Raw genomic sequence first — 25458 nt, forward strand, 5'->3', positions numbered from 1 at the left:
TCGAACCTTGTCACAAATTAATTCATTGCGGGCGATGAAATCGGCCGCTTTTCACCTATTCTTAACCACGAGGGTCAATAGACAATAGAATATGCAGTCCGGTCCGCGTTTTGCGAGCATGTATGTTCGGGAGGCTTGGCGGCGCGCCTTGCGCCGCGTCGCGTTGCTGCGCCTGAAGCTCATTCGCCATTCCATCAAACCGCCCGAGCGCCTGATCGTCGCGCCGACCGATCTTCGCGGCATCGATCCGCATGTCGCCGACGAAATCCTCAACGGGCGCTTTCTGCTGGCCGGGCGCATGCTCGAGACCAGTGGAAAATCGCCCTTTACCTTCACCCTGCCCTCGCGCCCTTTTGCGATCCGCCTCCATAGCTTCGGCTGGCTGCGGCATATGCGGGCGCACAAGACGGAGCGCAGCGCGGCCGCTGCCCGTGCAATCGTCGACAGCTGGCTTTCCATCCATGCCGGCCGCATGGAGGGCGTCGCCTGGGAGCCCGACGTCACCGCCCAGCGCGTCATTGCCTGGCTCTCGCACTCGCCTGTCGTGCTGCAGAATGCCGATCGCGGCTTCTATCGCCGTTTCATGAAATCGCTGGCGTTCCAGGTGAAATTCCTGCACCGCATGGCGCCGTTCACGCTGGGCGGCCTGGAGCTGTTTCGGCTGCGCATCGCGCTCGCCATGGCCTCCGTCGCCATGCCGACCCGCGCATCGACGTTGAAAAGAGCCGCGCGGGCCCTCGACCGCGAGTTCGATAGCCAGATTCTGCCGGATGGCGGCCACGTCTCGCGCAACCCGCGCGCCGGCCTGGAACTGCTGCTCGATCTGCTGCCGCTGCGGCAGACCTATGTCAATCTCGGCCACGATCTGCCGCAGAAGCTGATCTCCGGCATCGACCGCATGTATCCGGCATTGCGGTTCTTCCGCCATCAGGATGGAGACCTGGCGCTTTTCAACGGCGCCACCTCGACACTCGCAAACGAGCTGATGTCGGTGCTCAGATATGACGAGACGGCAGGCCAGCCGTTCAAAGCTCTGCCGCAGTCGCGTTATCAGCGGCTTTCCGCAGGAAAGACGGTCATCATCGCCGATACCGGCGTGCCGCCTTCCGGAGGCGCGCTACGGACCGCGCATGCTGGCAGCCTCTCTTTCGAGATGTCGTCCGGCCGGCATCGCTTCATCGTCAATTCCGGATCGCCGAAATTTGCCGGGCATCGTTATGTCCAGATGGCGCGCACGACGGCGGCCCATTCGACCGTCATCCTCAGCGACACCTCATCCAGCCGTTTTTCACATTCTCCTTTTCTCAGCCACGCGATCATCGAGCCGGTCAGAACCGTCAGCGTCGAGCGGGCCGAAACGGAGGATGGACGCGACGGCATCAAGCTCAGCCATGATGGTTATCTCAGAACCTTCGGCGTGATGCACGAGCGTGAACTGACGCTCAACGCCGCCGGCTCGATCGTCACCGGCCGCGACCGGCTCGTCGTCCGGGAAGGATATGAGAGTGATGAGCCGCTGAAGGCGGTCGCCCGCTTTCATATTCACCCGTCGATCGTGCTGGAGCAGAGCGACGGCGAATCCGTGCTGCTGACGGCGCCGGACGGCGAAAGCTGGCTGTTTTCCGCGCCCGGCAATGAAGTGCTGATCACCGAAGACATTTTCTTCGCCGACAGCTCCGGCATTTGCGGCTCGGACCAGATCGAGATCGATTTCGATCTTGCCGGCAAGACGGAAATCCGTTGGTTCCTGTCTCGCAAAGGTTAGAGCGCCCGGCGATCTTTCAGATCCTGTGCTGACTCCTGTTTGCGCGGGGGCAAAGCTGTGCTAACGCCACGCCAACATGCAGGCGTCCCCTGCGGATGTCTCCCGAGCCCGAACGGAGAAGGTTTCATGGCCGTCATTTCCAAGAAGATCCCCGCCCCCGACAAGGTCGAAATCAAGACCGCCCTCCTCTCCGTCTTCGACAAGACCGGGGTCGTCGAGCTTGCCCGCTCCCTGTCCGAACGCGGCGTGCGGCTGCTGTCGACCGGCGGCACTTACAAGGCGATCGCCGCTGCCGGCCTTGCTGTCACCGATGTCTCCGAAATCACCGGCTTTCCCGAGATCATGGATGGACGCGTCAAGACGCTGCATCCGACGGTGCATGGCGGCCTGCTGGCAATCCGCGACGATGGCGAGCACCAGGAGGCGATGAAAAAGCACGGCATCGAGGCCATCGATCTCGCCGTCATCAATCTCTACCCCTTCGAGGAAGTGCGCGCGACCGGCGGCGATTATCCGACGACCGTCGAGAATATCGATATCGGCGGTCCGGCGATGATCCGCGCATCGGCCAAGAACCATGCCTATGTGACGATCCTGACCGATCCGGCGGATTATGCCGAACTGCTCGAGCAGCTTTCTGCCGATGGTGGCAAGACCGCCTATGCCTTCCGCCAGCGCATGGCCGCCAAGGCCTATGCCCGCACTGCGGCCTATGACGCGATGATTTCCAACTGGTTTGCCGAGGCGCTGTCGATCGACACGCCGCGTCACCGCGTCATCGGCGGCGCGTTGAAGGAAGAGATGCGCTACGGCGAAAACCCGCATCAGAAGGCAGCCTTCTATGTGACCGGCGAGAAGCGCCCCGGCGTGTCGACGGCCACCCTTCTCCAGGGCAAGCAGCTCTCCTACAACAACATCAACGATACCGACGCGGCCTACGAGCTGGTCGCCGAGTTCCTGCCGGAGAAGGCGCCGGCCTGCGCCATCATCAAACATGCCAATCCCTGCGGCGTCGCGACCGGCGCGAGCCTGGTCGAAGCCTATCGGCGGGCGCTGGCCTGCGATTCAGTGTCGGCCTTCGGCGGCATCATCGCGCTCAACCAGACCTTGGATGCGGAAACGGCTGAAGAAATCGTCAAGCTCTTCACCGAAGTCATCATCGCGCCCGACGTGACCGAGGAGGCGAAGGCGATCGTTGCCCGCAAGCCGAACCTGCGGCTGCTGTCGGCCGGCGGCCTGCCCGATCCGCGCGCCGCGGGCCTGACGGCGAAGACGGTTTCCGGCGGCTTGCTCGTCCAGAGCCGCGACAACGGCATGGTCGAGGATCTGGAGCTCAAGGTCGTCACCAAGCGCGCGCCGACGGCACAGGAGCTCGAGGACATGAAGTTCGCCTTCAAGGTCGGCAAGCATGTGAAATCGAATGCCGTGGTCTATGCCAAGGACGGCCAGACCGCCGGTATCGGCGCCGGTCAGATGAGCCGGGTCGATTCCGCCCGCATCGCCGCCCTGAAGGCCGAAGAGGCGGCCAAGGCGCTCGGCCTTGCGGTTCCGATGACAAACGGCTCGGCGGTCGCTTCCGAAGCCTTCCTGCCGTTTGCCGATGGCCTTCTGTCGATGATCGCCGCAGGGGCGACGGCGGTCATCCAGCCCGGCGGCTCGATGCGCGATCAGGAGGTCATCGATGCCGCGAACGAACATGGCGTCGCCATGGTCTTCACCGGCATGCGCCATTTCCGGCACTGAATGAGGCTGCCGTCAGGTCCGGGCGCGCGTCGTATTTCCTACGTGCGGTCGGCCGGATAAGGCGTGCGGACCAGCAGCGCCAGGCCGCCGGCGAGGAACAGGATCAGCGTTGCCATTCCAAGCCGCGGCGATCCGCTCATATAGGTCACCAGCGAGAAGAGCAGCGTCGCCATGAAGCTCGTGGCGCGGCCGGAAAGCGCGTAGATGCCGAAATAGCGGCCGGCTTCCTCCAGGCTGACGCTGCGGGCGAGATAGGAGCGCGACGAGGCCTGCACTGGCCCGAAGGCGAGCCCGATCAGCAGGCCGTAGAGGATATAGGCTTTTTCCGCGGCAGTGCCGAAGAGACCGCCGGAATCCGTCGTCGGCAGCGGCATCAAGCCGAACAGGGTGTAACCCGGTCCTGTGGAAATGATGCCGAGGGTGGCGAGGAGCAGCATGGTCAGGCTGATCACGACGGTCGCCTTCGAGCCGACAGCCTTGTCGACGCGGCCGGCGAGCAGGCAGCCAAGGATCGCCACGATGTTCAGGATGATGCCGTAAATGCCGATCTCGATCGTCGCCCAGCCGAACATGCCGGCAGCGAAGACGCCGCCGAGGATCAGCAGGCCGTTGACGCCGTCCTGATAGATCATACGGGCGACCAGGAATTTGAGGATGCCGCGGCGCTCCTTGAGCTCCCCAAGGGTGTTTCTGAGTTCTTTCAGGCCGAAGCGGACGGCAGCGCCGAAGGGAAGGCCTCGGCGGACGTCGGGCGTGAAGAGGAACATCGGCAGGATGAAGATCAGATACCAGACGGCCGAAATCGGCCCGGTGATGCGCGCATCCTCGCCGGCATGCGGATCGAGGCCGAAAAGCGGGTCGAGGCCGAGGATGGTTTTGCCGCTCTCGGGACTTGCCGCAAGCAGCGTCACGACAGCGATGAGGACGATCATGCCGCCGAGGTAACCGAGCCCCCAGGCGGTGTTGGAAAGCTTGCCGACTTCGGTTCTGTCGACGAGGCGCGGCATCATCGAATCGTTGAAGACGATCGAAAACTCGGCCGAGATCGAGGCGAGGATCATGAAGATCACGGGATAGAGCATCGGCGAGCCGGGGGCGGCGAACCACAGGCCGAAAAGGCTCGCGATCTTGATGACCGCGAAGAAGCCGATCCAGGGCTTGCGCGCGCCGGACTGATCGGCGATCGAGCCGAGAACGGGCGAGAGCAGGGCGATGATCACCGAAGAGATCGTCGCCACGTTGCTCCACATCGCCTGGGCGGACACCGGATCATCGGTCAGGCGCGCAACGAAATAAGGCCCGAAGATGAAGGTGGTGACGACCGTGAAGAAGGGCTGGGCGGCCCAGTCGAAGAACATCCACCCCCAGATGCCCTTCTCCGTGGCCTTCGGCGGCTGCGTTCCTGTCCAGTCGATGCGATTCAACATCCGCTCCTTTTTTGGCGGACTGTCTCACCTCACCCGGTCGCGCGCAAGGTCGGTCAGGATGCCGGCGGCAACGGTAATGCGCGCAAGATTGGGATCGCCGCCGTCGCTGAGGCTCGAAAGCTCCTCGACGATGCGGTTGATGCGAATGCGATCCTGCGCATGCCAGGCCTGAACGGGCAGTTTCTCCTTGCCGTGATCGGAAAGGGCCGAGATGACGATATCGCGTCTGGCGCTGGCAATCTGGTCGATGCTGCGGGCAAGCGCCAGGTTCTCGTAATGGTCGGAGGTGAGGATGCGCCCGCCGGCTGCCAGCAGCCGGGCGATACGGAAGGTCTGCGATACCGCAAAATAGTTCTCGGCGGCGCGCACCAAGGGTTCGCCGGTACGCTCGGCAATCTGCATGATCTCGGGCACCAGCGCGAAACTCTGGAGATTGGCGATTTCGGCGGCGAGTTTTTCCGGCACCCCGGCTTGGAGATAGTCCGCCTGGCGCGCGGCGGCATCGGCGGCCGATTGTTCGGCGAAGGCAGGCTTGAGCTTTTTCAGGGCTGCTTGCAGCCGGCTAATGACTTCCGCCATATCGGCCTTGCCCATGCCGGTCTTCAGGAGCAGGCGCGTCAGCACGATGAAACTGTGGCTGATTTCCTCATAGATTCGGTTTTGCATCTCGCCGGAAACCTTGCCGTCGAGGGCGTCCGTTTCGGCCCAGAGCCGGGCCAGCTCAAAACCGTCGCGGGCGACGATGGCGGCGCGCACCACTTCCGGCGCAGATGCCGCCGTCGCATCCATCATGGCGACGGTGAAGCTCGGGCCGCCGCGGTTGATCGCCTCGTTGGCAAGCACGGTCGCGATGATTTCGCGCCGCAGTCGATGGCTGGCGATATCGCCGGCATTCGACTTCTGCATCTTCACGGGGAAGTAATTCGAAAGCGTCGCGGTGAAATAGGGATCGTCGGGCAGATCGCTGGCGGCGAGCGCATCGAAGAGCACGATCTTGGCATAGGAAACCAGCACCCCGATTTCAGGCCGCGTCAGCGGCCTGCCGGCGGCATAACGCTCGGCAAGCGTGGCGTCGTCGGGCAGCGTCTCGACCTTGCGGTTCAGTTGCTTGGCGCCTTCGAGCACACTCATGAAGCGGGCGAGCTCCAGGCCGTTTGCCGTGCCCTTGCGCTCCGTCAGCGAGATCGCCAGCGACTGCAGATAGTTGTTGCGCAGCACGAGGGTCGCCACTTCGTCGGTCATCGACGACAGGAGCTGATCGCGTTTTGCCCGTGTCAGGCGCCCGTCATGCATAGCGGCCGCGAGCGCGATCTTGATGTTGACCTCGACGTCGGAGGTGTTCACCCCGGCCGAGTTGTCGATGGCGTCGGAGTTGCAGCGTCCGCCGCTGAGGCCGTAAGCGATGCGGCCCTTCTGGGTGACGCCGAGATTGGCGCCCTCGCCGATGACCTTGGCGCGAACCTCCGTCGCCGTGATGCGGATCGGATCGTTGGCGCGGTCGCCGACTTCGGTGTCAGTTTCGGAAGGAGCCTTCACATAGGTGCCGATGCCGCCGAACCAGAGCAGGTCGACCGGGCTCCTCAGGATCGCGGTCATGATCTCGAAGGGTGTCGCCACGGCCTTGTCGATGCCGATCGCGGCAACCGCTTCCGGCGTCAGTGTCACCGATTTCGCGGCGCGGGAAATGATCATCGCACCCTTCGAAAGGGCATTCTTGTCGAAATCCTGCCAGCTCGAGCGCGGCAGGTTGAAGAGCCGCTGGCGTTCGGCCAGGGTCTTTTCCATGTCGGGATCGGGATCGATGACGATGTCGCGATGGTCGAAGGCGGCAATCAGCCGGATCTTCGGCGAGAGCAGCATGCCGTTGCCGAAGACGTCGCCCGACATGTCGCCGACGCCGGCGACGGTGAAGGGCGTCGTCTGGATGTCGATGTCCATTTCGCGGAAATGGCGTTTGACGGTTTCCCAGGCGCCGCGGGCGGTGATGCCCATCTTCTTATGGTCGTAGCCGGCCGAGCCGCCGGAGGCGAAGGCGTCGTCCAGCCAGAAGCCGGCTTCCTGGGCCAGCGCATTGGCGGTGTCGGAGAAGGTTGCCGTGCCCTTGTCGGCGGCGACGACGAAATAGGGATCGTCGCCGTCGAGCCTGACCGTATCCTTCGGCGGCACGATCTCGGCGCCGGAGATGTTGTCGGTGATCGACAGCAGCGTGCGGATATAGGTCTTGTAGGCCTCGCGGCCGGCATTGAAGATCTCGTCGCGGCTGCCGCCAACGGGGAGCTTCTTCGGGTAGAAGCCGCCCTTGGCGCCGACCGGCACGATGACGGCATTCTTCACCTGCTGCGCCTTGACGAGGCCGAGCACCTCGGTGCGGTAATCCTCGGCACGATCAGACCAGCGCAGGCCGCCGCGCGCCACCTTGCCGAAGCGCAGGTGCACGCCTTCGACCTCGACCCCGTAGACGAACATTTCGCGGAAGGGTCTCGGCTCCGGCAGTCCGTCGACGAGGTGTGGATCGAGCTTGAAGGCCAGCATCGCCTTCGGCGAGCCGTCCGGATTCCGCTGGAAATAATTGGTGCGCAGCGTCGCATCGACGATATTGACGTAACGGCGCAGGATGCGGTCGTCGTCCAGGCTCGGCACGTCGGCGAGTTCGGCTTCGATCGCCTGATGCAGCTCGGCAAGCCTCTTCACGCGGGCCTTTTCCGACAGCTTGGTGTCGAGCGTGTCGTGGAAGAGACGGAAGATGGCGGCGGCAATCGTCGGGTATTTGTCGAGCGTCGTTGCGATATAATCCTGCGAATAGGCGATGCCGGCCTGGCGCAGATAACGCGCATAGGCGCGTAGCACGTTGGCCTCGCGGGCCGAAAGCCCGGCCGACAGGATCAGCCTGTTGAAGCTGTCATTGTCGATCGTGCCGGCAAAGGCGGCGACGAAGGCTTCCTCCAGCGCGGCGCCATAACGCTGCAGATCGATTTCGCGGCCGGTGCGGGTTTCGAGTTCCATGTCGTGCAGGACGACGAGCTTTGTTTCCCCATCGGCGGCCGGCACGCGGATGTCAAAGGTGCGTTCGCTGACGACGTTGAAACCGAGATTTTCCAGAAGCGGCACGCGGCGCGACAGCGCCAGCTGGCCGGCGGCGTGGAAGATCTTCAGCGACAGGATGCGGCCATGATCTTCCTGGCGATGATAGAACTGGATGCGGAGCGGTTCGCCAGCGGCACAGGCGCCGATATCGGGGAGGTCGGCCACGGTTTCTTCAGGGGTGAAGGAATCCTGGAAAGCCTGGTCGACAGACAGTTTGGGCGCCTTGGGCCCGGCGAGCGCCTCGAAACGATCGTCCCAGCGGGCGGTGATTTCGCGGATCGTCTGCTCCAGCTTTGCCTGCGGAATGCGCGGCGTCTTGCCGCCGGAGCGGCCGATGATGAAATGGACGCGCGCCACGCCGCCTTCCGGGAAAGCTGGATAATAGGCGGAGACACGACCGTCATAGACGGTCTTGAGATAGGTGCCGATCCGCTCGCGCACGATCGAGTCATATTCCTCGCGCGGCACGTAGACGATCACCGAGACGAAACGGTCGAAATGGTCGATGCGCGGCAGAGCGCGCACACGCGGCCGGTCGGCGAGATCGTTGATCTGTTCGGCAAAGCTCGCGAGCAGCGTCGTATCGATCTGGAAAAGATCGTCGCGCGGATAGGATTCCAGGGTATTGTCGAGCATGCGGCCGGAATGGCTCATCGGGTCGAAGCCGAAATGCTCCTTCACCTTCTCGATCTTGGAGCGCAGCAGCGGAATTTCGGAGGCGAGCGAGGTATAGGCCGTCGAGGTGAAGAGGCCGACGATGCGCAGTTCCCCCGTGACGTTGCCCTTCGCGTCGAAGCGCTTGACGCCGACATAGTCCATATAGGCGCGGCGATGGACGATCGATTTCACATTCGCCTTGGTGACGATCAGGTAGTCGGGGCCGTCGAGGAAGGCGAGGATTTCGGGCGTGGTCGTCACGGCGTCCTTGCCGGTGCGCAGCACGAGAACGTCGGGATTGGAGAGGATGCCGAGGCCCGCCCCCTTGTCGCGCTCGACCTTGGCGTCGGCGCCCTTGCCGGAATAGACATATTCGCGCATGCCGAGGAAGGTGAAATTCTCGTCGCGCAGCCAGGTCAGAAAGGCGACCGCTTCGGCGTGTTCGGCCTTCCTGCGGCCGGCGCCGTTGGCCGCAAGCTCGGCGATCACGCCGTCGAGCTTGGCAAGCATCGGCTTCCAGTCGGAAACAGAGAGGCGGACCTGCTCGAGCACGGTCTGGATGCGCTTGACGAGATCGGCGGCCTGGGCGGAATTGAGCGGCGCGATATGAAGCTGGATATGGCTGACGCGGGCGGCGGGATCGCTCGGGTGATCGGCGGAATAGAGCGTGGGCGCCTTGCCCTTTTCCATCACCAGGATGGGATGCACGGCCATGAAGAGATCGCGGTGGGTGCTCGTCACTTCGCCCATGACCGATTCATAGAGGAAAGGCATGTTCCGGTCGGTCACGGAGAGCACCGAGACGGCAGTACCGGCAGGCGTCACATCGGCAATGGTGTCGATGCTGACGCGCGGGGTCTTGCCGTTCCAGGTGGCGAGTTCCCTGGCCGAATGCGCGGCGGTGAGTGCCAGCATTTCGGGCGTATAATGTTCGAGATCGTCATTGCTGGCCCGGCCGAAGAGAATATCCGGATCGAGATGCGCCTCGCCCGTCGCCTTGGCGATCTTGCGTGCATTTTCGATCTGCTTTTCCCGTTTCGGATTGTTTCTTGCAGCCATGAATCGCCTCCCGCAATGGACTTATTTCTGCAAGCTAGCAGAAGATTTCCCGAAAAAATCTCTAAAATAGAGGCCTGAAGGGTCGCTTTGATGCTTTTTTGACGCTCAAAATGGGAATTTGTTAGAGATTTTTCCGCTTTCGTGGCCAAAACGAACGGGAAGGCCCTTCTCCGGTTTTTCGCTCCGCCGCACATTTCCATGCTCACGTGAAGAATGGTTGACAGCGCGGCGTCAAAAAGATCATCAAACGCCATCATCAGTCGGACCTTGATATCATGTCGGAAAATGCAGCGGGTGCGGTCATCGTCATTTCCAGCCATGTGGTGCGCGGCTCGGTTGGAAACCGCGCCGCCGTCTTCGCGCTGGAGACGCTCGGTCATCCGGTCTGGGCATTGCCGACGATCGTGCTGCCCTGGCACCCGGGCCACGGCCGCGCGACGCGGCTGACATTTGCGGAAGCGGATTTCGACGCGGCGATCGACGATCTGATCCGCGCGCCGTGGATCGGTGAGGTTAAGGCGGTGCTGTCAGGCTATTTCGGCAATGCCGCCCAGGCGCGCTCCGTCGCCCGGCTGATCGGTGCGCTGAGGCAAAACAATCCCGATCTCGTCTATGTCTGCGATCCCGTCATGGGCGATCTTGGCGGGCTTTATGTGCCGGAGGCGACGGCAGAGGCCATTCGCGACCATCTCATTCCGCTCGCCTCGCTCGCCACGCCGAACCGCTACGAACTCGCCTGGCTTTCGGGGGCGGCCCTCGAAGACAACAGCGCGATCATGGAGGCGGCGCTGGCGCTCGGACCGTCGCGCATGCTCGTCACCTCGGCCGTGCCGATGATGTCCGGCGGCACCGGCAACCTCTATCTCTCCGGCCGCCACGCACTTCTGGCCGAGCATCGCGTCGTTGAAAACCCGCCGAACGGCCTCGGCGATCTGCTTGCCGCCGTCTTCCTGTCGCGCCTGCTGTCCGGCCTGGAAGATGAAAAGGCGCTGCAGCTTGCCACCGCCAGCGTCTTCGAAGTGCTTGCGCGCGCCGTCAAGCGCGGCAGCAACGAGTTGATGCTGGCAAGCGATGCGTCCAGCCTTTCGACGCCGATGGCGATGGTGCAGATGCGCCGGCTCGTGCATCCGGCGCAGCGGCGGAAAAAATGACGCATTTGCCAATGCACTCATTTTGCAGTGCAGCAGTTGATCTTGTCTTCGGTGCGCGCTAATCCAGAAGACATGCAGCGTTTTCCTACACCCCTTCTGGACGGCTATCGCAACTTTATGAACGGGCGCTATGCCGATGCCCGCGACAGGTATCGGCTGCTTGCCGAAAACGGCCAGAGTCCGAGTACCCTGGTCATTGCCTGTTCGGACTCGCGTGCGGCGCCGGAGCTGATCTTCGATGCCGGTCCGGGCGAACTCTTCGTCATCCGCAACGTCGCCAACATGGTGCCGCCTTACGAGCCGGATGGCCATTTCCACTCGACGTCGGCCGCGCTCGAATTCGCCGTTCAGGCGCTGAAGGTCTCGGACATCGTGGTGATGGGCCATGGACGCTGCGGCGGCATCCGCGCTGCCTTGGACCCGAACGCCGAGCCGCTGTCGCCCGGCGATTTCATCGGCCGCTGGATGTCGCTGGTCAAACCTGCCGCCGAGCAGATCCAGAGCAACGACGTGATGACGGCGGCGGAGCGCCAGACCGCGCTCGAGCGCGTCTCCATCCGCAATTCGATCAATAATCTCCGGACCTTCCCCGAAATCAAGGCGCTTGAGGAGGCAGGAGAAATGCATCTTCACGGCGCCTGGTTCGATATTTCGACCGGGGAACTCTGGGTGATGGACGCCGAAACCCGCGACTTCATTCGTCCCGAAATCTAGGGGCGCGCCGCTTTATCAGTTTTTTAAGAATTATTGATAAGCTCGCCGTCGATTGGTTGCGCACGACCGATATTTTGATCACCGTGGCGATTGGCGATGAAGTTCGAAACCATCAAGAAGGTTATCCTGGCTGCCATCATGCTGCCTTTCGTCTTCATGGTCATTGAAGGCGTCATCCTCCTGCGATCCTCGGTGAAGGAATATTGGGATCTCGAGAAGGATCGGCAGTTCGCCGATGTGCTTGCCCGCGGCGGGTCTATTGCGGCCACGGAGATCCTGACCGAAATCGGCGCCACCCGCCGCTACATCGCGCAGCCCAGCGAGCCGGCAGCGGCCGAGATGCAGCGGAGCCGGGCGATGCTCGACCAAGAACGCCGCGCCTTCTACGCCAGCCTGCCCTCCCGCGATGTGCTCGACGAGGGACTCGTGGACGAACTGTCGGCTCTCAACCTTGCCTACAGCCGCATCGTGGCGGCGCGAAGCGCCGTCGACCAAGGCCGTTATACCAATAGCGATCCCGGCTATATCTATTGGTATGTGGCCCAGAAGCAGCTTGCCGTCGTCGATGCGCTCTCGCCGCTGATCAGCGATCCGGTGCTGCTGGAGAAATCCAACCAGCTGATGGGCATCCTGCTGACCTATTACGGCGAAAGGCTGATCACTGTCGTCGGCACCCGTTATCTGGATCAGAGTTCTTCCGCCAGATTTCCGATTGAACTGTTCTTGCAGGGCAAGGTCATGCTCGGCGACGGAATGGACCACATGGTCTTTCCATTCCTCGAACTCGACCGTGCGCGACATCGTTGCCTATCTCGGCCGTAGCAGCCAGGTGAAGGCGAACGCGATCACCGATTCCATTCTCGCCGGATCGCGGCCGACGCGCGAGGTGCGCGACATCTGGACCGCTGCGCAGAACGAGCGCATGGCCTTCCTGCAGCAGAAGATCGTCGAGGCGGCCAACGATATCCACGAGACCGGCGAAGGCCTTTCGACGCGGGCCCACATTCACCTGACGCTGATCCTGTCGCTCTGCGCCGGCCTGCTCATTCTCGCCACGCTGGTGATGCTATTGGCGGCAAGGGGCCTGCGGCTGATCGACCGTCTGACGCGCGATCGCGAGACACTGGTGGGCGAGTTGCGCAACGCCGCCCAGACCGACCTTCTGACCGGGCTTTACAACAGGCGCGGCTTCGAGGTCGCCGCATCGGCGCTTCTCACCCAGGCCGAACATGGGTCGCGCTGGATCTCCGTCGTGCTCTTCGATCTCGATCATTTCAAGAAGATCAACGACGTTCACGGCCATGACGCCGGCGATGCCGTCTTGCGGCATGTCGCGAGCGTGGCGCGCGAGAATTTTCGTTCCTTCGATCTCCTGGTGCGCCATGGCGGCGAGGAATTCCTGGCGCTGCTGCCGGATTCGACACCCGATGATGCGGCAAGGGTTGCCGAGCGCGTGCGGCTGGCGATCGAGGCGGCGGAAATCCCGCTGGCGAGCGGCGATCGCCTGAAGGTCACGGCGAGTTTCGGCTGCGTCGGCCGGGCAAACGAAGCTTTCAACCGGAACTTCGAGGATCTGGTCAAGCGTGCCGATCTGGCGCTTTACGCTGCCAAGGCTTCCGGCCGCAACTGCGTCGTTTCGGGGCCGATCATGCCGGCGCCGGACGAGCGGCGCAAGGCGGCATCCGCCGGCGGCTTCGATTCCCGCATATGAAAAACGCCGCATTTGCAGCGGCGTTTGATTTTCGTTGCCGGTGAAGGCTTGGTCGGGGCGGCTTATCTGCCGGCGTCGATCTGCTCGCCGATATAGGCAATCGCCTGTTGGTAGACGCTGGCTGCATTCCAGCCCTGGATAGCGGCGAAATTGGGCTCGCCCGGCTGATAGCCGGCGCCGGGACGCCAGCCGTGGCCCTTCAGGAAATTCGCCGTCGAAGCGAGCGCATCGGCGCGGGAGCCAACCATGTCGACGCGGCCGTCGCCGTCGCCGTCGGCGCCGAAACGGACCACGTTGCGCGGCAGGAACTGCGTCTGGCCGATTTCACCATGGGCAGCACCCCTCGCCTGCGGGCTCAGATAACCCTCGGAGACGAGCTGGAGCGCAGCATAGAGCTGATCGGTGAAATATTCCGACCGGCGGCAATCGTAAGCGAGCGTCGAAACAGCCGACAGCGTATGCTGATTGCCCATATAGCTGCCGAAGCCGGTTTCCATGCCCCAGATTGCGATCAGGGGGCCGGCCGGAACGCCGAAACGGCGCTCGATCGAGGCGAACAGCGCCTGGTTGGCGCTCTTCATGCTGCGGCCGCGGGAGATGATGGCGGCGCCTCCGCGCTTCTTCATGAAGGCGTCGAAGGACAGCTTGAAGCTTTTCTGCCCACGGTCGGCGGCGATCGTCGGCTTGTTGTAATTGACATTGGCGAAGGCGCGGTTGAGGACCGACTGGCTGACGCCATTGGCTGCCGCCGTCTGCTTGAAATCGCTGACCCAGGCATCGAAGCCAGCGCCGGTATTGCCACATTGTGCGCCCTGCGCGAACGCAGGTGCCGCGTGGAGGACGCCTACTGCCACGGCGGCCGCCAGAAAGAACTTTGTCATGCGCATTGAGAACCCCGCTCTCGATCTGCATAGCTTTTGGCCGGCAGGAGAATGCCAGCCATCAGCGATTTTGTCACGATCACCTTTTGGCGAGCGCTTCCATGGCCGTTTCTGCCGGAAAGCCCCGCTCACCGAGCGGGGCTTTAGCACGTTATGGTTTACAAATGGTATCAAGCGGCCTGCTTGCGCGGCTTGACGAGGCCGCGATTGACGAGCAGCTCGGCGATCTGAATGGCGTTCAGCGCCGCGCCCTTGCGCAGGTTGTCGGAGACCACCCACATATTGAGACCGTTTTCAACAGTCGCATCTTCGCGGATGCGCGAGATGTAGGTCGCATCTTCGCCGGCGGATTCATAAGGCGTGATGTAGCCGCCGTTCTCGCGCTTGTCGATGACGAGGCAGCCGGGTGCGTCGCGCAGGATATCGCGGGCCTGATCGGCAGTGATCTCGTTTTCGAACTCGATGTTGACCGATTCCGAATGGCCGATGAAGACGGGTACGCGCACGGCCGTGCAGGTCACCTTGATCTTCGGGTCGAGCATCTTCTTCGTCTCGGCCAGCACCTTCCACTCTTCCTTGGTATAGCCATCTTCCATGAAGCTATCGATGTGCGGGATGACGTTGAAGGCGATGCGCTTGGTGAACTTCTTGTTCTCGATCGGATCGGCGACGAAAACGGCGCGCGTCTGGTTGAAGAGTTCGTCCATGCCGTCCTTGCCGGCGCCGGAGACCGACTGGTAGGTCGAGACGACGACGCGCTTGATCTTGGCGAAGTCATGCAGCGGCTTCAGCGCCACCACCAACTGGGCGGTCGAGCAATTCGGATTGGCAATGATGTTGCGCTTGGTGAACTGCGTGACGGCGTCCGGGTTCACTTCCGGCACGATCAGCGGCACGTCGGCGTCGTAGCGCCAGGCTGAGGAATTGTCGATGACGACGCAGCCCTGCTGGCCGATCTTCGGCGAAAACTTCTTGGAGACTTCGCCGCCGGCCGACATCAGGCAGATATCGGTATCGGAGAAATCGTAATTCTCCAGATTGGAGACCTTCAGCGTCCGGTCTCCATAGGAAACCTCGGTGCCCTGCGAACGCGCGGAGGCGAGCGCTACGACCTCATCGGCGGGGAAGCCTCGTTCCGAGAGGATGTTGAGCATCTCCCGGCCGACATTTCCGGTCGCTCCCGCAACTGCTACTTTGAAACCCATTTCTCAAGCTCTCTTTCTCTTCTCTCCTCTATCCGGTGAGGGGAAAGGCGCGAATACTCGCGTCTTCCTGTCCCCAGCCGAGCCGGGGAGAGAGCGGCAGGCCAGAGACGTCAGACGGTTTTCGTCGTCGTTTTGGCCTTGGTTTTGGAAGAAACCGGAACGGCAATTTCCACCCCGGCAACCCGTGCCCGGTCATTGCACTCAGCAATGGCGTGTTCGTCGCGAACCATGGAGATTCCTTTTCCGCTGTTGCTCTTAGAAGGTTTTCCACAGGAGTCAAGGTTTTTGCGCGCATAGCTTAGGCCGGACGAGCGGTCCGCAATCCGCGGCCGTTTGTCATGCCGCTGTCATCCATGGAAGATATTCCGGCGCGGTTGTTATGCCTGCAACGAAAACGGGGGTTTTCCATGCGTATGCTTCTCGCCGCTTTTGCGGCCACCACCATTCTCGCCGGCGCCGCTCAGGCGACGACGGTCTATCCGCTTGATCGCGCGACGATCCTTGTCGGTTCACCGTTCGATTTCAAGGTCGAGCTCAACAAGCAGGTCAAGCCGGAAGACGTGAAGATCACGGTCAACGGCCAGGATTACAAGACCGTTCTCGGAAGCGAGGCGCAGTTCGTCGAGCTTGAAAAGGGCAAGGAAGACAAGGCTCTCGGCTCCGCCCTCCTGTTGCGCGGCCTGAAGATTTCGGCTGCCGGCGCCTACAAGGTCGAGGTCACTGCCGGCGACGAGACAAAATCCGTGACCTGGAACGTCTACGAAACCGCCAGCCAGCCGAAGGCCAAGAACATCATCTTCCTGCTCGGCGACGGGCTTTCCGTTGCGCACCGCACGGCTGCCCGCATCATGTCCAAGGGCATGACCGAAGGGAAGGCGAATGGCCGCCTGAACATGGACGATCTCGACCATATGGCTTTCATCGGCACGTCTTCGACGAACGCCGTCGCCACGGATTCGGCCAACACCATGTCGGCCTACATGACGGGCCACAAGACGGCCGTCAACGCGCTCGGCGTTTATGCGGACCGCACGCCGTCCTCGCTCGATGACCCGCGTGTCGAAACCATCGCGGAAGCCCTTCGCCGCACGACCAAGAAGTCGATCGGCATCGTTGCAACGTCCGAAGTCGAGGATGCCACCCCGGCCGCGGTCGTCTCCCACACCCGCAACCGCAACGACAAGGCCGACATCGTCGGCATGCTGCTCGAGGTCAAGCCGGAGGTGCTGCTTGGCGGCGGCTCGGCCTATTTCCTCGGCCAGGAGGTCGCCGGTTCCAAGCGCAAGGACAACCAGGACTATATCAAGCTGTTCCAGGAAGCCGGCTACAAGCTCGCGACCGACAAGAACGAACTTGCAGCCAATGCATCGGCTGAAGGCAATCTGCTCGGGCTGTTCCACACCGGCAATATGGACGTCATGCTCGACCGCGAATTCCTGAAGAAGGGCACGGTCGAGAAATTCCCGAACCAGCCGGGTCTCGTCGACATGACCAAAGTCGCGCTCGATCGCCTCTCCAAGAATCCCGAAGGTTTCTTCCTGATGGTCGAAGCCTCCTCGATCGACAAGATGTCCCATCCGCTCGATTGGGACCGCGCGGTCGTCGATACTATCGAATTCGACAAGGCCATCGGTGTTGCCCGCGAATTCCAGAAGGCCCATCCCGATACGCTGATCGTCGTCACCGGCGACCATACGCACGGCGTTTCCATCATCGGCACGGTCGATGATGACAAGCCCGGCACGGAAATGCGCGAAAAGGTCGGGATCTATGCCGAAGCCGGCTTCCCGAACTACAAAGACGAAAACGGCGACGGCTATCCCGACAAGATCGACGTCAGCCGCCGCCTGTTCCTGAACGCCAATAACGGCCCCGATCACTACGAGACCTTCCGTCCGAAGCTCGAAGGCCCGTTCGTTCCGGCTATCCAGAACGAAAAGAAGGAATATGTCGCCAACGAGCAGTACAAGGATGTTCCCGGCGCCGTCTTCGTCCAGGGCAATATTCCTAAGTCCGGCGACTCTGGCGTTCACGCCGTCGACGACGTCGTCCTGCAGTCGGCCGGTCCGGGCGCCGAAGGCTTCCGCGGCTACATGGAGCAGAGCGATGTCTATCATGTGCTCGCCGACACCTTTGCTCTCGGCGCGAAGCAGACAAACTGATCTGGATTGATCCTGCAAGGCCGCTTGCCGGCCTTGCTCTTTCACCGATCATGGTCCCGGCCGGGGACGGCCGGGACCTGCTTCTTGGAGGTCGCCATGGAAACAGTTTCTTCGTTGCATCTCAGCCGCCGCCGGCTGATCGGCGCCGCCATTGTACTTCCCTTCACCGCTTCGCTCGTTCGCGCTGCCGATTCTTCGCTCGCCTTCGGTGAGCTCTACGGCAAGTTCGGCGTGCTCGGCCTCGAATTCTCCGACAAGGTGAAGCGCCTCGCCGGCCAGGAAATCAGCATGAAGGGCTTCATGGCCCCGCCGTTGAAGGCCGAGGCCCAATTCTTCGTGCTGACCGAAGTGCCCATGTCGCTCTGCCCCTTCTGTTCCTCGGATGCGGACTGGCCCGACAATATCGTCGTCGTCTATCTCTTGGAGAAGCAGACCTTCGTGCAGCCGCGCCAGACGATCGAAGTGCGCGGCACGCTGGAGTATGGCTCCTGGACGGATCCGGAAACCGGCTTCGTCAGCCTTCTGCGCATTCGCCAAGCCGAATATTCCGCCGTCTGAACCGATATGCTCGCTCTCGATATTGAAAACCTTGACGTTACTTTCCCCGGCCTGTCCTCGCCGGCGCTGGCGATCGGCCGCATGTCGATCGAAGCCGGCAGCAGGGTCGCCATCACCGGGGCGTCCGGTTCCGGCAAGAGCACCTTCGTCAATATCGTTACCGGGCTGGAGCGGACGCGGCAGGGCCGCATTCGCTGGAACGGCGAGGATATTGCGGGCTTTTCCGAAAGCCGGCGGGACCGGTTCCGCGCCGCCAATATCGGCCTCGTCATGCAGGAGTTTCATCTTTTCCCAGGCCTGTCGGCACTGGAAAACGTCCTTCTGCCGGCGCGCCTTGCCGGCGCTACCACGGCCGTCATCATCGAGCGGGCGCATGCGCTTTTGAGCACAGTCGGCCTTTCCCGCCCCGGCCAGAAGATCGAGACCATGTCGCGCGGCGAGATGCAGCGCGTGGCGATCGCCCGGGCGCTGCTGCGCAAGCCGGGCGTCATCATCGCCGACGAGCCGACGGCGAGCCTCGATGCCGAGAGCGGCGCGGCCGTCGGCGATCTGATCCTCGATCTTGCCATGGCCGAAGGCAGCACGTTGATCGTCGTTTCGCACGACCAGCGCCTGGTCAGCCGGCTCGACCGGCGCATTACCTTCGGTTCCGGGCGGATCAGCGACGATTCCGCTGCTGCGGCAGGGGAGGCTGCATGATCCGCTTCATCCTCGCCGATCTTCGCCGCCTCTGGGCGGGGTCGCTGGTGGTCGTGCTGCTGGTGACGCTTGCGACCGCACTCGGCGTCTGCGTCGTGCTGCAGGAGCGGGCGCTTCGTCTGGGCAGCGCCCGTGCCGCCGACAAGTTCGACCTCGTCATCGGCGCCGGCGGCAGCGAGACGCAGCTCGTGCTGTCTTCCGTCTTTCTGCAGCCCTCGCCTTTGCCGCTGATGCCGGGCGACGTGCTGGCGAGGCTTGCCGCCGACCCCCGTGTCGACTGGGCCGCTCCGATTGGCTTCGGCGATTCCTTCTCCGGCTATCCCATCGTCGGTACGACGATGGCGCTGGCGGACAAGCTCTCCGGCGGCTTTGCCGAGGGCAAGGTTTTCGCGCGCGAGGGAGAGGCGGTGATCGGCTCTGCCGTCAAGCTGCCGCTCGTTGGCGAGATCAAGCCGATGCACGGCTTAGCGGAAGAAGGAGGCGAGACCCACACCGAACTCGTCTATCATATCGCCGGCCGCCTGCAGCCCACGGGAACGGCCTGGGACCGGGCCATTCTCGTTCCGATCCAAGCCGTCTGGCACATTCATGGGCTGGGAGCAGAGGGACACGCAGAAGGCGCCGAGGAGGCAGAGCACGATCATGAGCAGGCCGGCGCCGATCACGATGCGCATGAGCATGAACATCATGGCGAAGCCCACCCGGATGCCGCGCTCGACGAAAGCTGGACTGCGAATGCTCCCGGCCTTCCCGCCATCCTCGTCAAGCCGAAGTCGATCGCCGACGCCTACAAGCTGCGGCAGGACTATCGCAGCGGCAATACCATCGCGGTCTTCCCGGGCGAGGTGCTGACCAATCTCTACGCCACGCTCGGCGACGCCAAGCAGATCCTCGTCGCGGTTGCTTCCGGCGCGCAGGCTCTTGTGGCGGCCTCGCTCGTGCTGGTCACCGTCATTCATATCGGCCAGCGCCGCCGCCAGATCGGCGCGCTGAGAGCCTTCGGCGCACCGCGCGGCGCGATCTTCGGCATCGTCTGGCTGGAATTCTTCACCCTCGTCGCAGCCGGCATCGGGTTCGGATTCGCACTCGGCTTTGCCGCAGCGCTGACCTTGTCGGGCTTGCTCTCGCAGACCAGCGGCATTGCCATGCCGGTCGGCTTTGCCCGGGAGGATCTCGCGCTTGCCGCGGTGCTGCTCGGCTTTGTCGCGATTCTTGCCGCGCTGCCGGCGGTGCTCGCCTACAGGCAATCGCCGGCGCAGGCGCTGAGGGCATAGCCGCAGAGGCGCGTCTCAAGGGCGGCGTATGGCTGGATGTGGATAACACGCTCGCCGTTGTTAGACTAAAGTCATAATCCCAAAGCATCCCTCTTTTTGGCCTGCCGTTTCTGGCACACTCTCGTCAGGCGTGTCGCGGCCGGGGATTTGCTTTTGAGGAGAGAGTAGGTCGCGCGCGTTGCTCATCACTCTGTGGAGGACAGACAATGGCAAATGTCGCAAGCATCGACGGCGCGAAGGCCGGTCCGATGACGGGCGAGGAGAAGAAGGTCATCTTCGCTTCTTCGCTCGGCACCGTTTTCGAATGGTACGATTTCTATCTTTACGGTTCGCTCGCCACCTATATCGGCGCGACCTACTTCACCCAATATCCCGAGGCAACGCGCAACATTTTCACGTTGCTCGCCTTTGCCGCCGGCTTCCTGGTGCGTCCTTTCGGTGCGCTGGTGTTCGGACGTCTCGGCGATCTCGTCGGCCGCAAATACACCTTCCTCGTGACGATCATGATCATGGGTCTGTCGACCTTCCTCGTCGGCATCCTGCCGGGCGCGGCCACCATCGGCATCGCAGCTCCGATCATCCTCATCGCGTTGCGCCTGCTCCAGGGTCTGGCGCTTGGCGGTGAATATGGCGGTGCGGCAACCTATGTCGCCGAACATGCGCCGAACGGGCGCCGCGGCTATTTCACCTCTTGGATCCAGACGACGGCGACGCTCGGTCTGTTCCTGTCGCTGATCGTCATCATTGTCGTTCAGTCCATCATGGGCCCGGCTCAATTCGCCGCCTGGGGCTGGCGCATTCCGTTCCTGGTTTCGGTCGTCCTGCTCGGCATTTCCGTCTGGATCCGCCTGAAGATGAACGAATCGCCCGCATTCCAGCGCATGAAGGCGGAAGGCAAGGGCTCCAAGGCGCCGCTGACCGAAGCCTTCGGCCAATGGCGCAACGCCAAGATCGCGATCATCGCGCTTCTCGGCGCCACGATGGGCCAGGCGGTCGTCTGGTACGGCGGCCAGTTCTATGCGCTGTTCTTCTTGCAGAACGTGCTGAAGGTGGATCTGCAATCGGCCAACATCATGGTCGCCATCGCGCTCCTGCTCGCAACGCCCTTCTTCGTCATCTTCGGCTCTCTCTCCGACAAGATCGGCCGCAAGCCGATCATCATGGCCGGCCTTCTCATCGCCGCGGTGACCTATAATCCGCTGTTCAAGGCGATGACCTGGGCGGCAAACCCGGCTCTTGCCGAAGCGCAGGCTTCGATCCGCGCGACGGTCACGGCCGATCCGGCGGACTGCAAGTTCCAGTTCAACCCGACGGGCACGGCGAAATTCACCAGCTCCTGCGACGTGGCGACGGCGTTCCTGACGAAGAACTCGGTGCCTTATGACGTCGTGGCCGGCCCTGCCGGACAGCCGGCAACCGTGAAGATCGGCAACGCGACGGTGACGAGCTTCGACGCCGCTGCCGCCGGCGACAAGGCCAAGGGCATGGCTGCCGCCTTCGAAAAGAGCGTCAACATCGCACTTCACGATGCTGGCTATCCGCTGAAGCGCGGCGTCGCCAAGGTGCCGGATGCCAAGCTCGATGCCTTCATCGCCGCCAATCCGGAACTGGCGCTCAATGCCGAAACCATCCGCGCCGGCGAGAAGGAAACCATGCCGGCAGCCAAGCTGGTCGAAGGCAAGCTGCTGACGGCAGATGAGGCCAATGGCGTTACCGACATGGCGGTCTACAACATCGCCAACGGCGGCACTTTCGCCATGACCGCCGATCCCGCCCGCGTCAACTGGGTCGGCACGGTCGCCATCCTGTTCGTCCTCGTCCTCTATGTGACGATGGTCTACGGCCCGATTGCGGCCCTTCTGGTCGAGCTCTTCCCGACCCGCATCCGCTATACCGGCATGTCGCTGCCCTATCACATCGGCAACGGCTGGTTCGGCGGCCTGCTGCCGGCAACGGCCTTCGCGATGAGTGCAGCGGCGGGCGATATCTATTACGGTCTCTGGTACCCGATCGTCTTTGCGGCGATCACGCTGGTGATCGGCCTGATCTTCCTGCCGGAAACAAAGAACAGGGACATCCACGCAATGGATTGATGACGCGCTCGCGTCTCAGAAGCTTAAGAAACCGGCCCGGCGCTCACAAGGCGCCGGGCTTTTCCATGTCAGGAAAGAGGCGCTTGGCGAGCGGCCAGCCGTCCGGCGCCAGTTTGAAAAGTAAGCCGCAGCGGGCAAAGACGATCGCCGTCAGCAGCGAGAACCAGCCGCCGAAGGCAAGGCCGGCGATGACATCGCTTGGATAATGGGCGCCGACCATGACACGCGTCATGCCGAGCCAGATGGCGCAGGCGATGAAGGCGACGCGGTAGCGCGGAAACAGAAGCGCACAGGCGGCGAAGAAGGCGCCGACCGTGGTGGAGTGACCGGAGGGAAAGCTTTCGAAAGCGGAACGGCCTGAAAAGGGTGTGAAAGAAAACATGCCGTAGTCGTGGAAGTGATCGGGGCGAGCCCTTCCGATCGCCCGCTTCAGGAGATTGGCGAGAAGCCCGGAGAAAACGACCGTAGTGAAGAGATAGGCGCCGATCCAGCTGACATAGAGTGCCTGCGCCCTGGAGCGCGCCGTCTTCAATAGCTTGTAGCCCGCCCTGCCCTGAAAGAAGAGCAGGATGCTGGTCAGGATCAGCCAGGCGGAGTCGCCGAAGCCGGTCAGAAGCTCGCCAAGCTGCTTCACCGGCGCTGGAGGCTCGCTGGCGCCGATCGGCGCATCGAAGAGCAGCATGGAAAGCATTACGGCATTGATCGTGATGAAGAGGCAGGCCTGCCAGCGCAAAGGCGGCATGGCCGCGCCGCTCCGGCGCCAGCGCCTGTCCAGGGAAGCCCAAAAAGCCCGCATTCCGTCGTCCGTTCGATTGGCCTTCGAGCGCCTGCGCATCCGACAGGCGTTCTCACTTTTGAATTGGCGCACAAGCCGGAAGTCGCTTCCGGCCGCCGAATGCGCCCGTTAAATCGGCGCAAAAATACACGAGATTATGGCCGAGGATAGTCCGTTTCGGATAAATCGGCCAAGCTGACGGCTTGTCTGTTCCGATAAAAAGCCCTCCGCATGGGTGATGCGAAGGGCTGGAGCTGTTTCACGTGAAATATATCAGGCGGAAAGCGCCTTAAACTCGGCGAGGATCGCATCGCCCATCTCGACGGTGCCGACCTGCCTTGCGCCATCGGCCATGATATCGCCGGTGCGGATGCCCTTGTCGAGCACGTTGGCGATCGCCCTCTCCAGGTCGTCGGCTTCCTTCACCATGTTGAAGGAGTAACGCAGGCACATGGCGAAGGAGGCGATCATGGCGATCGGATTGGCAACGCCCTTGCCGGCGATATCGGGGGCGGAGCCGTGCACCGGCTCGTAGAGCGCCTTGCGCTTGCCGGTCTTGCCGTCGGGCGCGCCGAGTGAAGCCGAGGGCAGCATGCCGAGCGAGCCGGTCAGCATGGCGGCGACGTCGGAGAGCATGTCGCCGAAGAGATTGTCTGTGACGATGACGTCGAACTGCTTGGGCTGGCGCACGAGCTGCATGCCGCCGGCATCGGCGAGCATATGTTCGAGCTGGACGTCGGAATATTTCGCCTTGTGCGTCTCGGTCACCACCTGGTTCCAGAGCACGCCCGACTTCATGACGTTGCGCTTTTCCATGGAGCAGACGCGGTTCTGGCGCGTGCGAGCCATTTCGAAGGCGACGCCGGCAATGCGTTCGATCTCGTAAGTGTCGTAGACCTGGGTGTCGATGCCGCGCTTCTGGCCGTTGCCGAGATCGATGATCTCCTTCGGCTCGCCGAAATAGACGCCGCCCGTCAGCTCGCGGATGATCAGGATGTCAAGACCTTCGACCAGCTCCGGCTTCAGCGAGGAGGCTGCGGCAAGAGCCGGATAGCAGATGGCGGGACGCAGATTGGCGAAAAGCTGCAGATCCTTGCGCAGGCGAAGCAAGCCGGCTTCCGGACGGACTTCGTAAGGCACGCTATCCCATTTCGGGCCGCCGACGGCGCCGAAGAGAACGGCATCGGCGGCGAGCGCCTTCTGCATGTCGGCTTCCGAGATCGCCGCGCCATGGGCATCATAGGCGGAGCCGCCGACAAGGCCCTCGTCGGTAACGAAACCGGCATTCATCGCCTCGTTCATATAGGCGATGATCTTGCGGACCTCGCCCATGGCCTCGGGACCGATGCCGTCGCCCGGCAGCAGGAAAAGATTGCGCGCTGTCATGAAACCCTCCTGGAAAAACAAGTTGCGGCTTCTTAGACCCCGGAAATGGGCATTTCAAGCGACAGAAGGGATGAATCGGTACGCTTCGCTGCCGGTTGCTCCTCTACCCGCAATCGGATTAGAACGGGCGTTCTATCTTTTACGACCGCGGATGTTTGCTATGGCTTCAGCTCCTCTCCATCTCGATACGCCGCTGGTTCGCACGGCTCCCGGCTACAGCGCCAGCGGCAAGCCGCTCTGGCTGAAGCTCGACGCGCTGCAGCCTTCCGGCAGCTTCAAGCTGCGCGGCGTCGGCTGGCTTTGCCAGCACGCGGTGGAAAATGGCGCGCGCGAGATCTTCTGCGCCTCCGGCGGCAATGCCGGCATAGCCGCGGCCTATGCCGGCCGGGCGCTCGGCGTGCTTGTGACGATCGTCGTGCCGGAGACGACGGCGGGCGATGTCCGGCAGACGATTGCCGCGACAGGCGCCAATGTTCTCGTTCACGGCTCGGTTTTCGATGAAGCCAATGCCCATGCGGTCGCCCTCGCCGAGAGCCGCGAGACGACCTATGTGCACCCTTTCGACCATCCGCTTCTGTGGGATGGCCATGCCACGCTGGTCGACGAGGTGGTGGCGAAGGGCGCGGCATTCGATTGCGTCGTCACCAGCGTCGGCGGCGGCGGGCTGCTTGCCGGCATCGTCGAGGGGCTGAAGCGGAACGGGCTTTCAGACGTCCCGGTCATCGCCGTCGAGACCGAAGGGGCGGCCTCGCTCCATGAAAGCCTCAAGGCAAACGAGCGTATTATGCTCCCCGCCATCACCTCGATCGCCAATTCGCTCGGCGCACGGCAGGTGGCGCAGCATGTCTTCGACCTGCCAAAGCAGCACCCGATCGAAAGCGTTCTCGTCAGCGATGCCGACGCCGTGGCCGCCTGCCTGAAATTTGCCGATGCACACCGCATTCTGGTCGAGCCTGCCTGCGGGGCGGCGCTTGCCGTTGCCGATGTGCATGCCGGGCTGCTGGCGCGCTTCGACAATCCGCTCATCGAAGTCTGCGGCGGCATCGGCGTGTCGCTGGAAAAGCTGAGGCTCTGGAAAGAGAAGTTTCTCTGATCTGTTATCAAAAAAAAAGCC

Annotated in this window: 17 protein-coding genes and 1 pseudogene; 11 read left to right on the plus strand and 7 right to left on the minus strand. The window is 62.6% G+C overall.

Features of this window, described 5'->3' with window-relative positions:
- The first annotated feature begins 91 nt into the window (after positions 1-91).
- Both ATY77_RS23415 and purH read left to right on the plus strand, forming a co-directional pair.
- Positions 92-1765: a heparinase II/III family protein gene (locus ATY77_RS23415; protein ID WP_088689055.1), complete on the plus strand. Its 1674-nt coding sequence runs from the start codon at positions 92-94 to the stop codon at positions 1763-1765.
- A 126-nt stretch (positions 1766-1891) separates the two neighbouring features.
- Positions 1892-3508, plus strand: a complete 1617-nt coding sequence (gene purH / locus ATY77_RS23420) for a bifunctional phosphoribosylaminoimidazolecarboxamide formyltransferase/IMP cyclohydrolase (RefSeq protein ID WP_088689056.1) — start codon at positions 1892-1894, stop codon at positions 3506-3508.
- Between the two features lie 38 nt (positions 3509-3546).
- Here purH and ATY77_RS23425 read toward each other — a convergent pair whose 3' ends face one another.
- Together ATY77_RS23425 and ATY77_RS23430 are read right to left on the minus strand one after the other, a co-directional pair.
- Positions 3547-4935: an MFS transporter gene (locus ATY77_RS23425; RefSeq protein WP_088689057.1), complete on the minus strand. Its 1389-nt coding sequence runs from the start codon at positions 4933-4935 to the stop codon at positions 3547-3549.
- Between the two features lie 24 nt (positions 4936-4959).
- Positions 4960-9735 (minus strand): NAD-glutamate dehydrogenase, encoded by a 4776-nt coding sequence (locus tag ATY77_RS23430; protein ID WP_088689058.1) that lies wholly within the window; start codon positions 9733-9735, stop codon positions 4960-4962.
- Between the two features lie 275 nt (positions 9736-10010).
- On the opposite strand from ATY77_RS23430, the gene pdxY reads away from it, so the two are divergent.
- The 3 genes and pseudogenes from pdxY (at position 10011) to ATY77_RS23450 (ending at position 13311) form a co-directional block, all read left to right on the plus strand.
- Positions 10011-10886, plus strand: a complete 876-nt coding sequence (pdxY, locus tag ATY77_RS23440; RefSeq protein WP_088689059.1) for a pyridoxal kinase PdxY — start codon at positions 10011-10013, stop codon at positions 10884-10886.
- Positions 10887-10958: 72 nt separating this feature from the next.
- On the plus strand, positions 10959-11600 hold the full coding sequence (locus tag ATY77_RS23445; RefSeq protein WP_088677388.1) for a carbonic anhydrase: 642 nt from the start codon (positions 10959-10961) through the stop codon (positions 11598-11600).
- Between the two features lie 96 nt (positions 11601-11696).
- Positions 11697-13311: pseudogene (locus tag ATY77_RS23450) on the plus strand (GGDEF domain-containing protein).
- 62 nt (positions 13312-13373) lie between these two features.
- On the opposite strand, the gene ATY77_RS23455 reads toward ATY77_RS23450, so the two are convergent.
- The 3 genes from ATY77_RS23455 to ATY77_RS23465 form a co-directional block, all read right to left on the minus strand.
- Complete coding sequence (locus tag ATY77_RS23455) at positions 13374-14198, minus strand: lytic murein transglycosylase (protein ID WP_088677390.1); 825 nt, start codon at positions 14196-14198, stop codon at positions 13374-13376.
- A 164-nt stretch (positions 14199-14362) separates the two neighbouring features.
- Positions 14363-15397: an aspartate-semialdehyde dehydrogenase gene (locus ATY77_RS23460; protein WP_020922622.1), complete on the minus strand. Its 1035-nt coding sequence runs from the start codon at positions 15395-15397 to the stop codon at positions 14363-14365.
- 110 nt (positions 15398-15507) lie between these two features.
- Positions 15508-15720: a hypothetical protein gene (locus tag ATY77_RS23465; protein ID WP_088677392.1), complete on the minus strand. Its 213-nt coding sequence runs from the start codon at positions 15718-15720 to the stop codon at positions 15508-15510.
- Positions 15721-15804: 84 nt separating this feature from the next.
- Here ATY77_RS23465 and ATY77_RS23470 point away from each other — a divergent pair, with 84 nt between their 5' ends.
- The 5 genes from ATY77_RS23470 to ATY77_RS23490 all read left to right on the plus strand — a co-directional run bounded on the left by ATY77_RS23470 (position 15805) and on the right by ATY77_RS23490 (position 22183).
- Positions 15805-17559: an alkaline phosphatase gene (locus ATY77_RS23470; protein ID WP_088689060.1), complete on the plus strand. Its 1755-nt coding sequence runs from the start codon at positions 15805-15807 to the stop codon at positions 17557-17559.
- A 96-nt stretch (positions 17560-17655) separates the two neighbouring features.
- Positions 17656-18117, plus strand: coding sequence for a hypothetical protein (locus tag ATY77_RS23475; protein WP_088689061.1), 462 nt, complete (start codon positions 17656-17658; stop codon positions 18115-18117).
- Between the two features lie 6 nt (positions 18118-18123).
- Positions 18124-18816, plus strand: a complete 693-nt coding sequence (locus tag ATY77_RS23480; RefSeq protein WP_088689062.1) for an ABC transporter ATP-binding protein — start codon at positions 18124-18126, stop codon at positions 18814-18816.
- Positions 18813-20090, plus strand: a complete 1278-nt coding sequence (locus tag ATY77_RS23485) for an ABC transporter permease (protein WP_088689063.1) — start codon at positions 18813-18815, stop codon at positions 20088-20090. The genes ATY77_RS23480 and ATY77_RS23485 overlap by 4 nt, the downstream gene beginning before the upstream one ends.
- A 206-nt stretch (positions 20091-20296) precedes the next feature.
- Entirely contained in the window at positions 20297-22183 is a 1887-nt protein-coding gene (locus tag ATY77_RS23490; RefSeq protein WP_088689064.1) for an MFS transporter, read from the plus strand.
- A gap of 43 nt (positions 22184-22226) precedes the next feature.
- Here the strand turns inward: ATY77_RS23490 and lpxE are convergent, their stop codons facing one another.
- Positions 22227-22979: a lipid A 1-phosphatase LpxE gene (lpxE, locus tag ATY77_RS23495; protein WP_190233729.1), complete on the minus strand. Its 753-nt coding sequence runs from the start codon at positions 22977-22979 to the stop codon at positions 22227-22229.
- Between the two features lie 252 nt (positions 22980-23231).
- Complete coding sequence (gene leuB, locus ATY77_RS23500; RefSeq protein WP_088677398.1) at positions 23232-24344, minus strand: 3-isopropylmalate dehydrogenase; 1113 nt, start codon at positions 24342-24344, stop codon at positions 23232-23234.
- A gap of 160 nt (positions 24345-24504) precedes the next feature.
- On the opposite strand from leuB, the gene ATY77_RS23505 reads away from it, so the two are divergent.
- On the plus strand, positions 24505-25437 hold the full coding sequence (locus ATY77_RS23505; RefSeq protein ID WP_088689065.1) for a pyridoxal-phosphate dependent enzyme: 933 nt from the start codon (positions 24505-24507) through the stop codon (positions 25435-25437).
- Positions 25438-25458 lie beyond the last annotated feature (21 nt).

The sequence above is a fragment of the Rhizobium sp. R634 genome (assembly GCF_002211305.1).
Classification (GTDB): Bacteria; Pseudomonadota; Alphaproteobacteria; order Rhizobiales; family Rhizobiaceae; genus Rhizobium.

Coding starts and splice junctions, on each gene's coding strand:
- ATY77_RS23415 (WP_088689055.1), top strand. CDS start 92: ATGCAGTCCGGTCCGCGTTTTGCGAGCATGTATGTTCGGGAGGCTTGG.
- purH (WP_088689056.1), top strand. CDS start 1,892: ATGGCCGTCATTTCCAAGAAGATCCCCGCCCCCGACAAGGTCGAAATC.
- ATY77_RS23425 (WP_088689057.1), bottom strand. CDS start 4,935: ATGTTGAATCGCATCGACTGGACAGGAACGCAGCCGCCGAAGGCCACG.
- ATY77_RS23430 (WP_088689058.1), bottom strand. CDS start 9,735: ATGGCTGCAAGAAACAATCCGAAACGGGAAAAGCAGATCGAAAATGCA.
- pdxY (WP_088689059.1), top strand. CDS start 10,011: ATGTCGGAAAATGCAGCGGGTGCGGTCATCGTCATTTCCAGCCATGTG.
- ATY77_RS23445 (WP_088677388.1), top strand. CDS start 10,959: ATGCAGCGTTTTCCTACACCCCTTCTGGACGGCTATCGCAACTTTATG.
- ATY77_RS23455 (WP_088677390.1), bottom strand. CDS start 14,198: ATGCGCATGACAAAGTTCTTTCTGGCGGCCGCCGTGGCAGTAGGCGTC.
- ATY77_RS23460 (WP_020922622.1), bottom strand. CDS start 15,397: ATGGGTTTCAAAGTAGCAGTTGCGGGAGCGACCGGAAATGTCGGCCGG.
- ATY77_RS23470 (WP_088689060.1), top strand. CDS start 15,805: ATGCGTATGCTTCTCGCCGCTTTTGCGGCCACCACCATTCTCGCCGGC.
- ATY77_RS23475 (WP_088689061.1), top strand. CDS start 17,656: ATGGAAACAGTTTCTTCGTTGCATCTCAGCCGCCGCCGGCTGATCGGC.
- ATY77_RS23480 (WP_088689062.1), top strand. CDS start 18,124: ATGCTCGCTCTCGATATTGAAAACCTTGACGTTACTTTCCCCGGCCTG.
- ATY77_RS23485 (WP_088689063.1), top strand. CDS start 18,813: ATGATCCGCTTCATCCTCGCCGATCTTCGCCGCCTCTGGGCGGGGTCG.
- ATY77_RS23490 (WP_088689064.1), top strand. CDS start 20,297: ATGGCAAATGTCGCAAGCATCGACGGCGCGAAGGCCGGTCCGATGACG.
- lpxE (WP_190233729.1), bottom strand. CDS start 22,979: ATGCGGGCTTTTTGGGCTTCCCTGGACAGGCGCTGGCGCCGGAGCGGC.
- leuB (WP_088677398.1), bottom strand. CDS start 24,344: ATGACAGCGCGCAATCTTTTCCTGCTGCCGGGCGACGGCATCGGTCCC.
- ATY77_RS23505 (WP_088689065.1), top strand. CDS start 24,505: ATGGCTTCAGCTCCTCTCCATCTCGATACGCCGCTGGTTCGCACGGCT.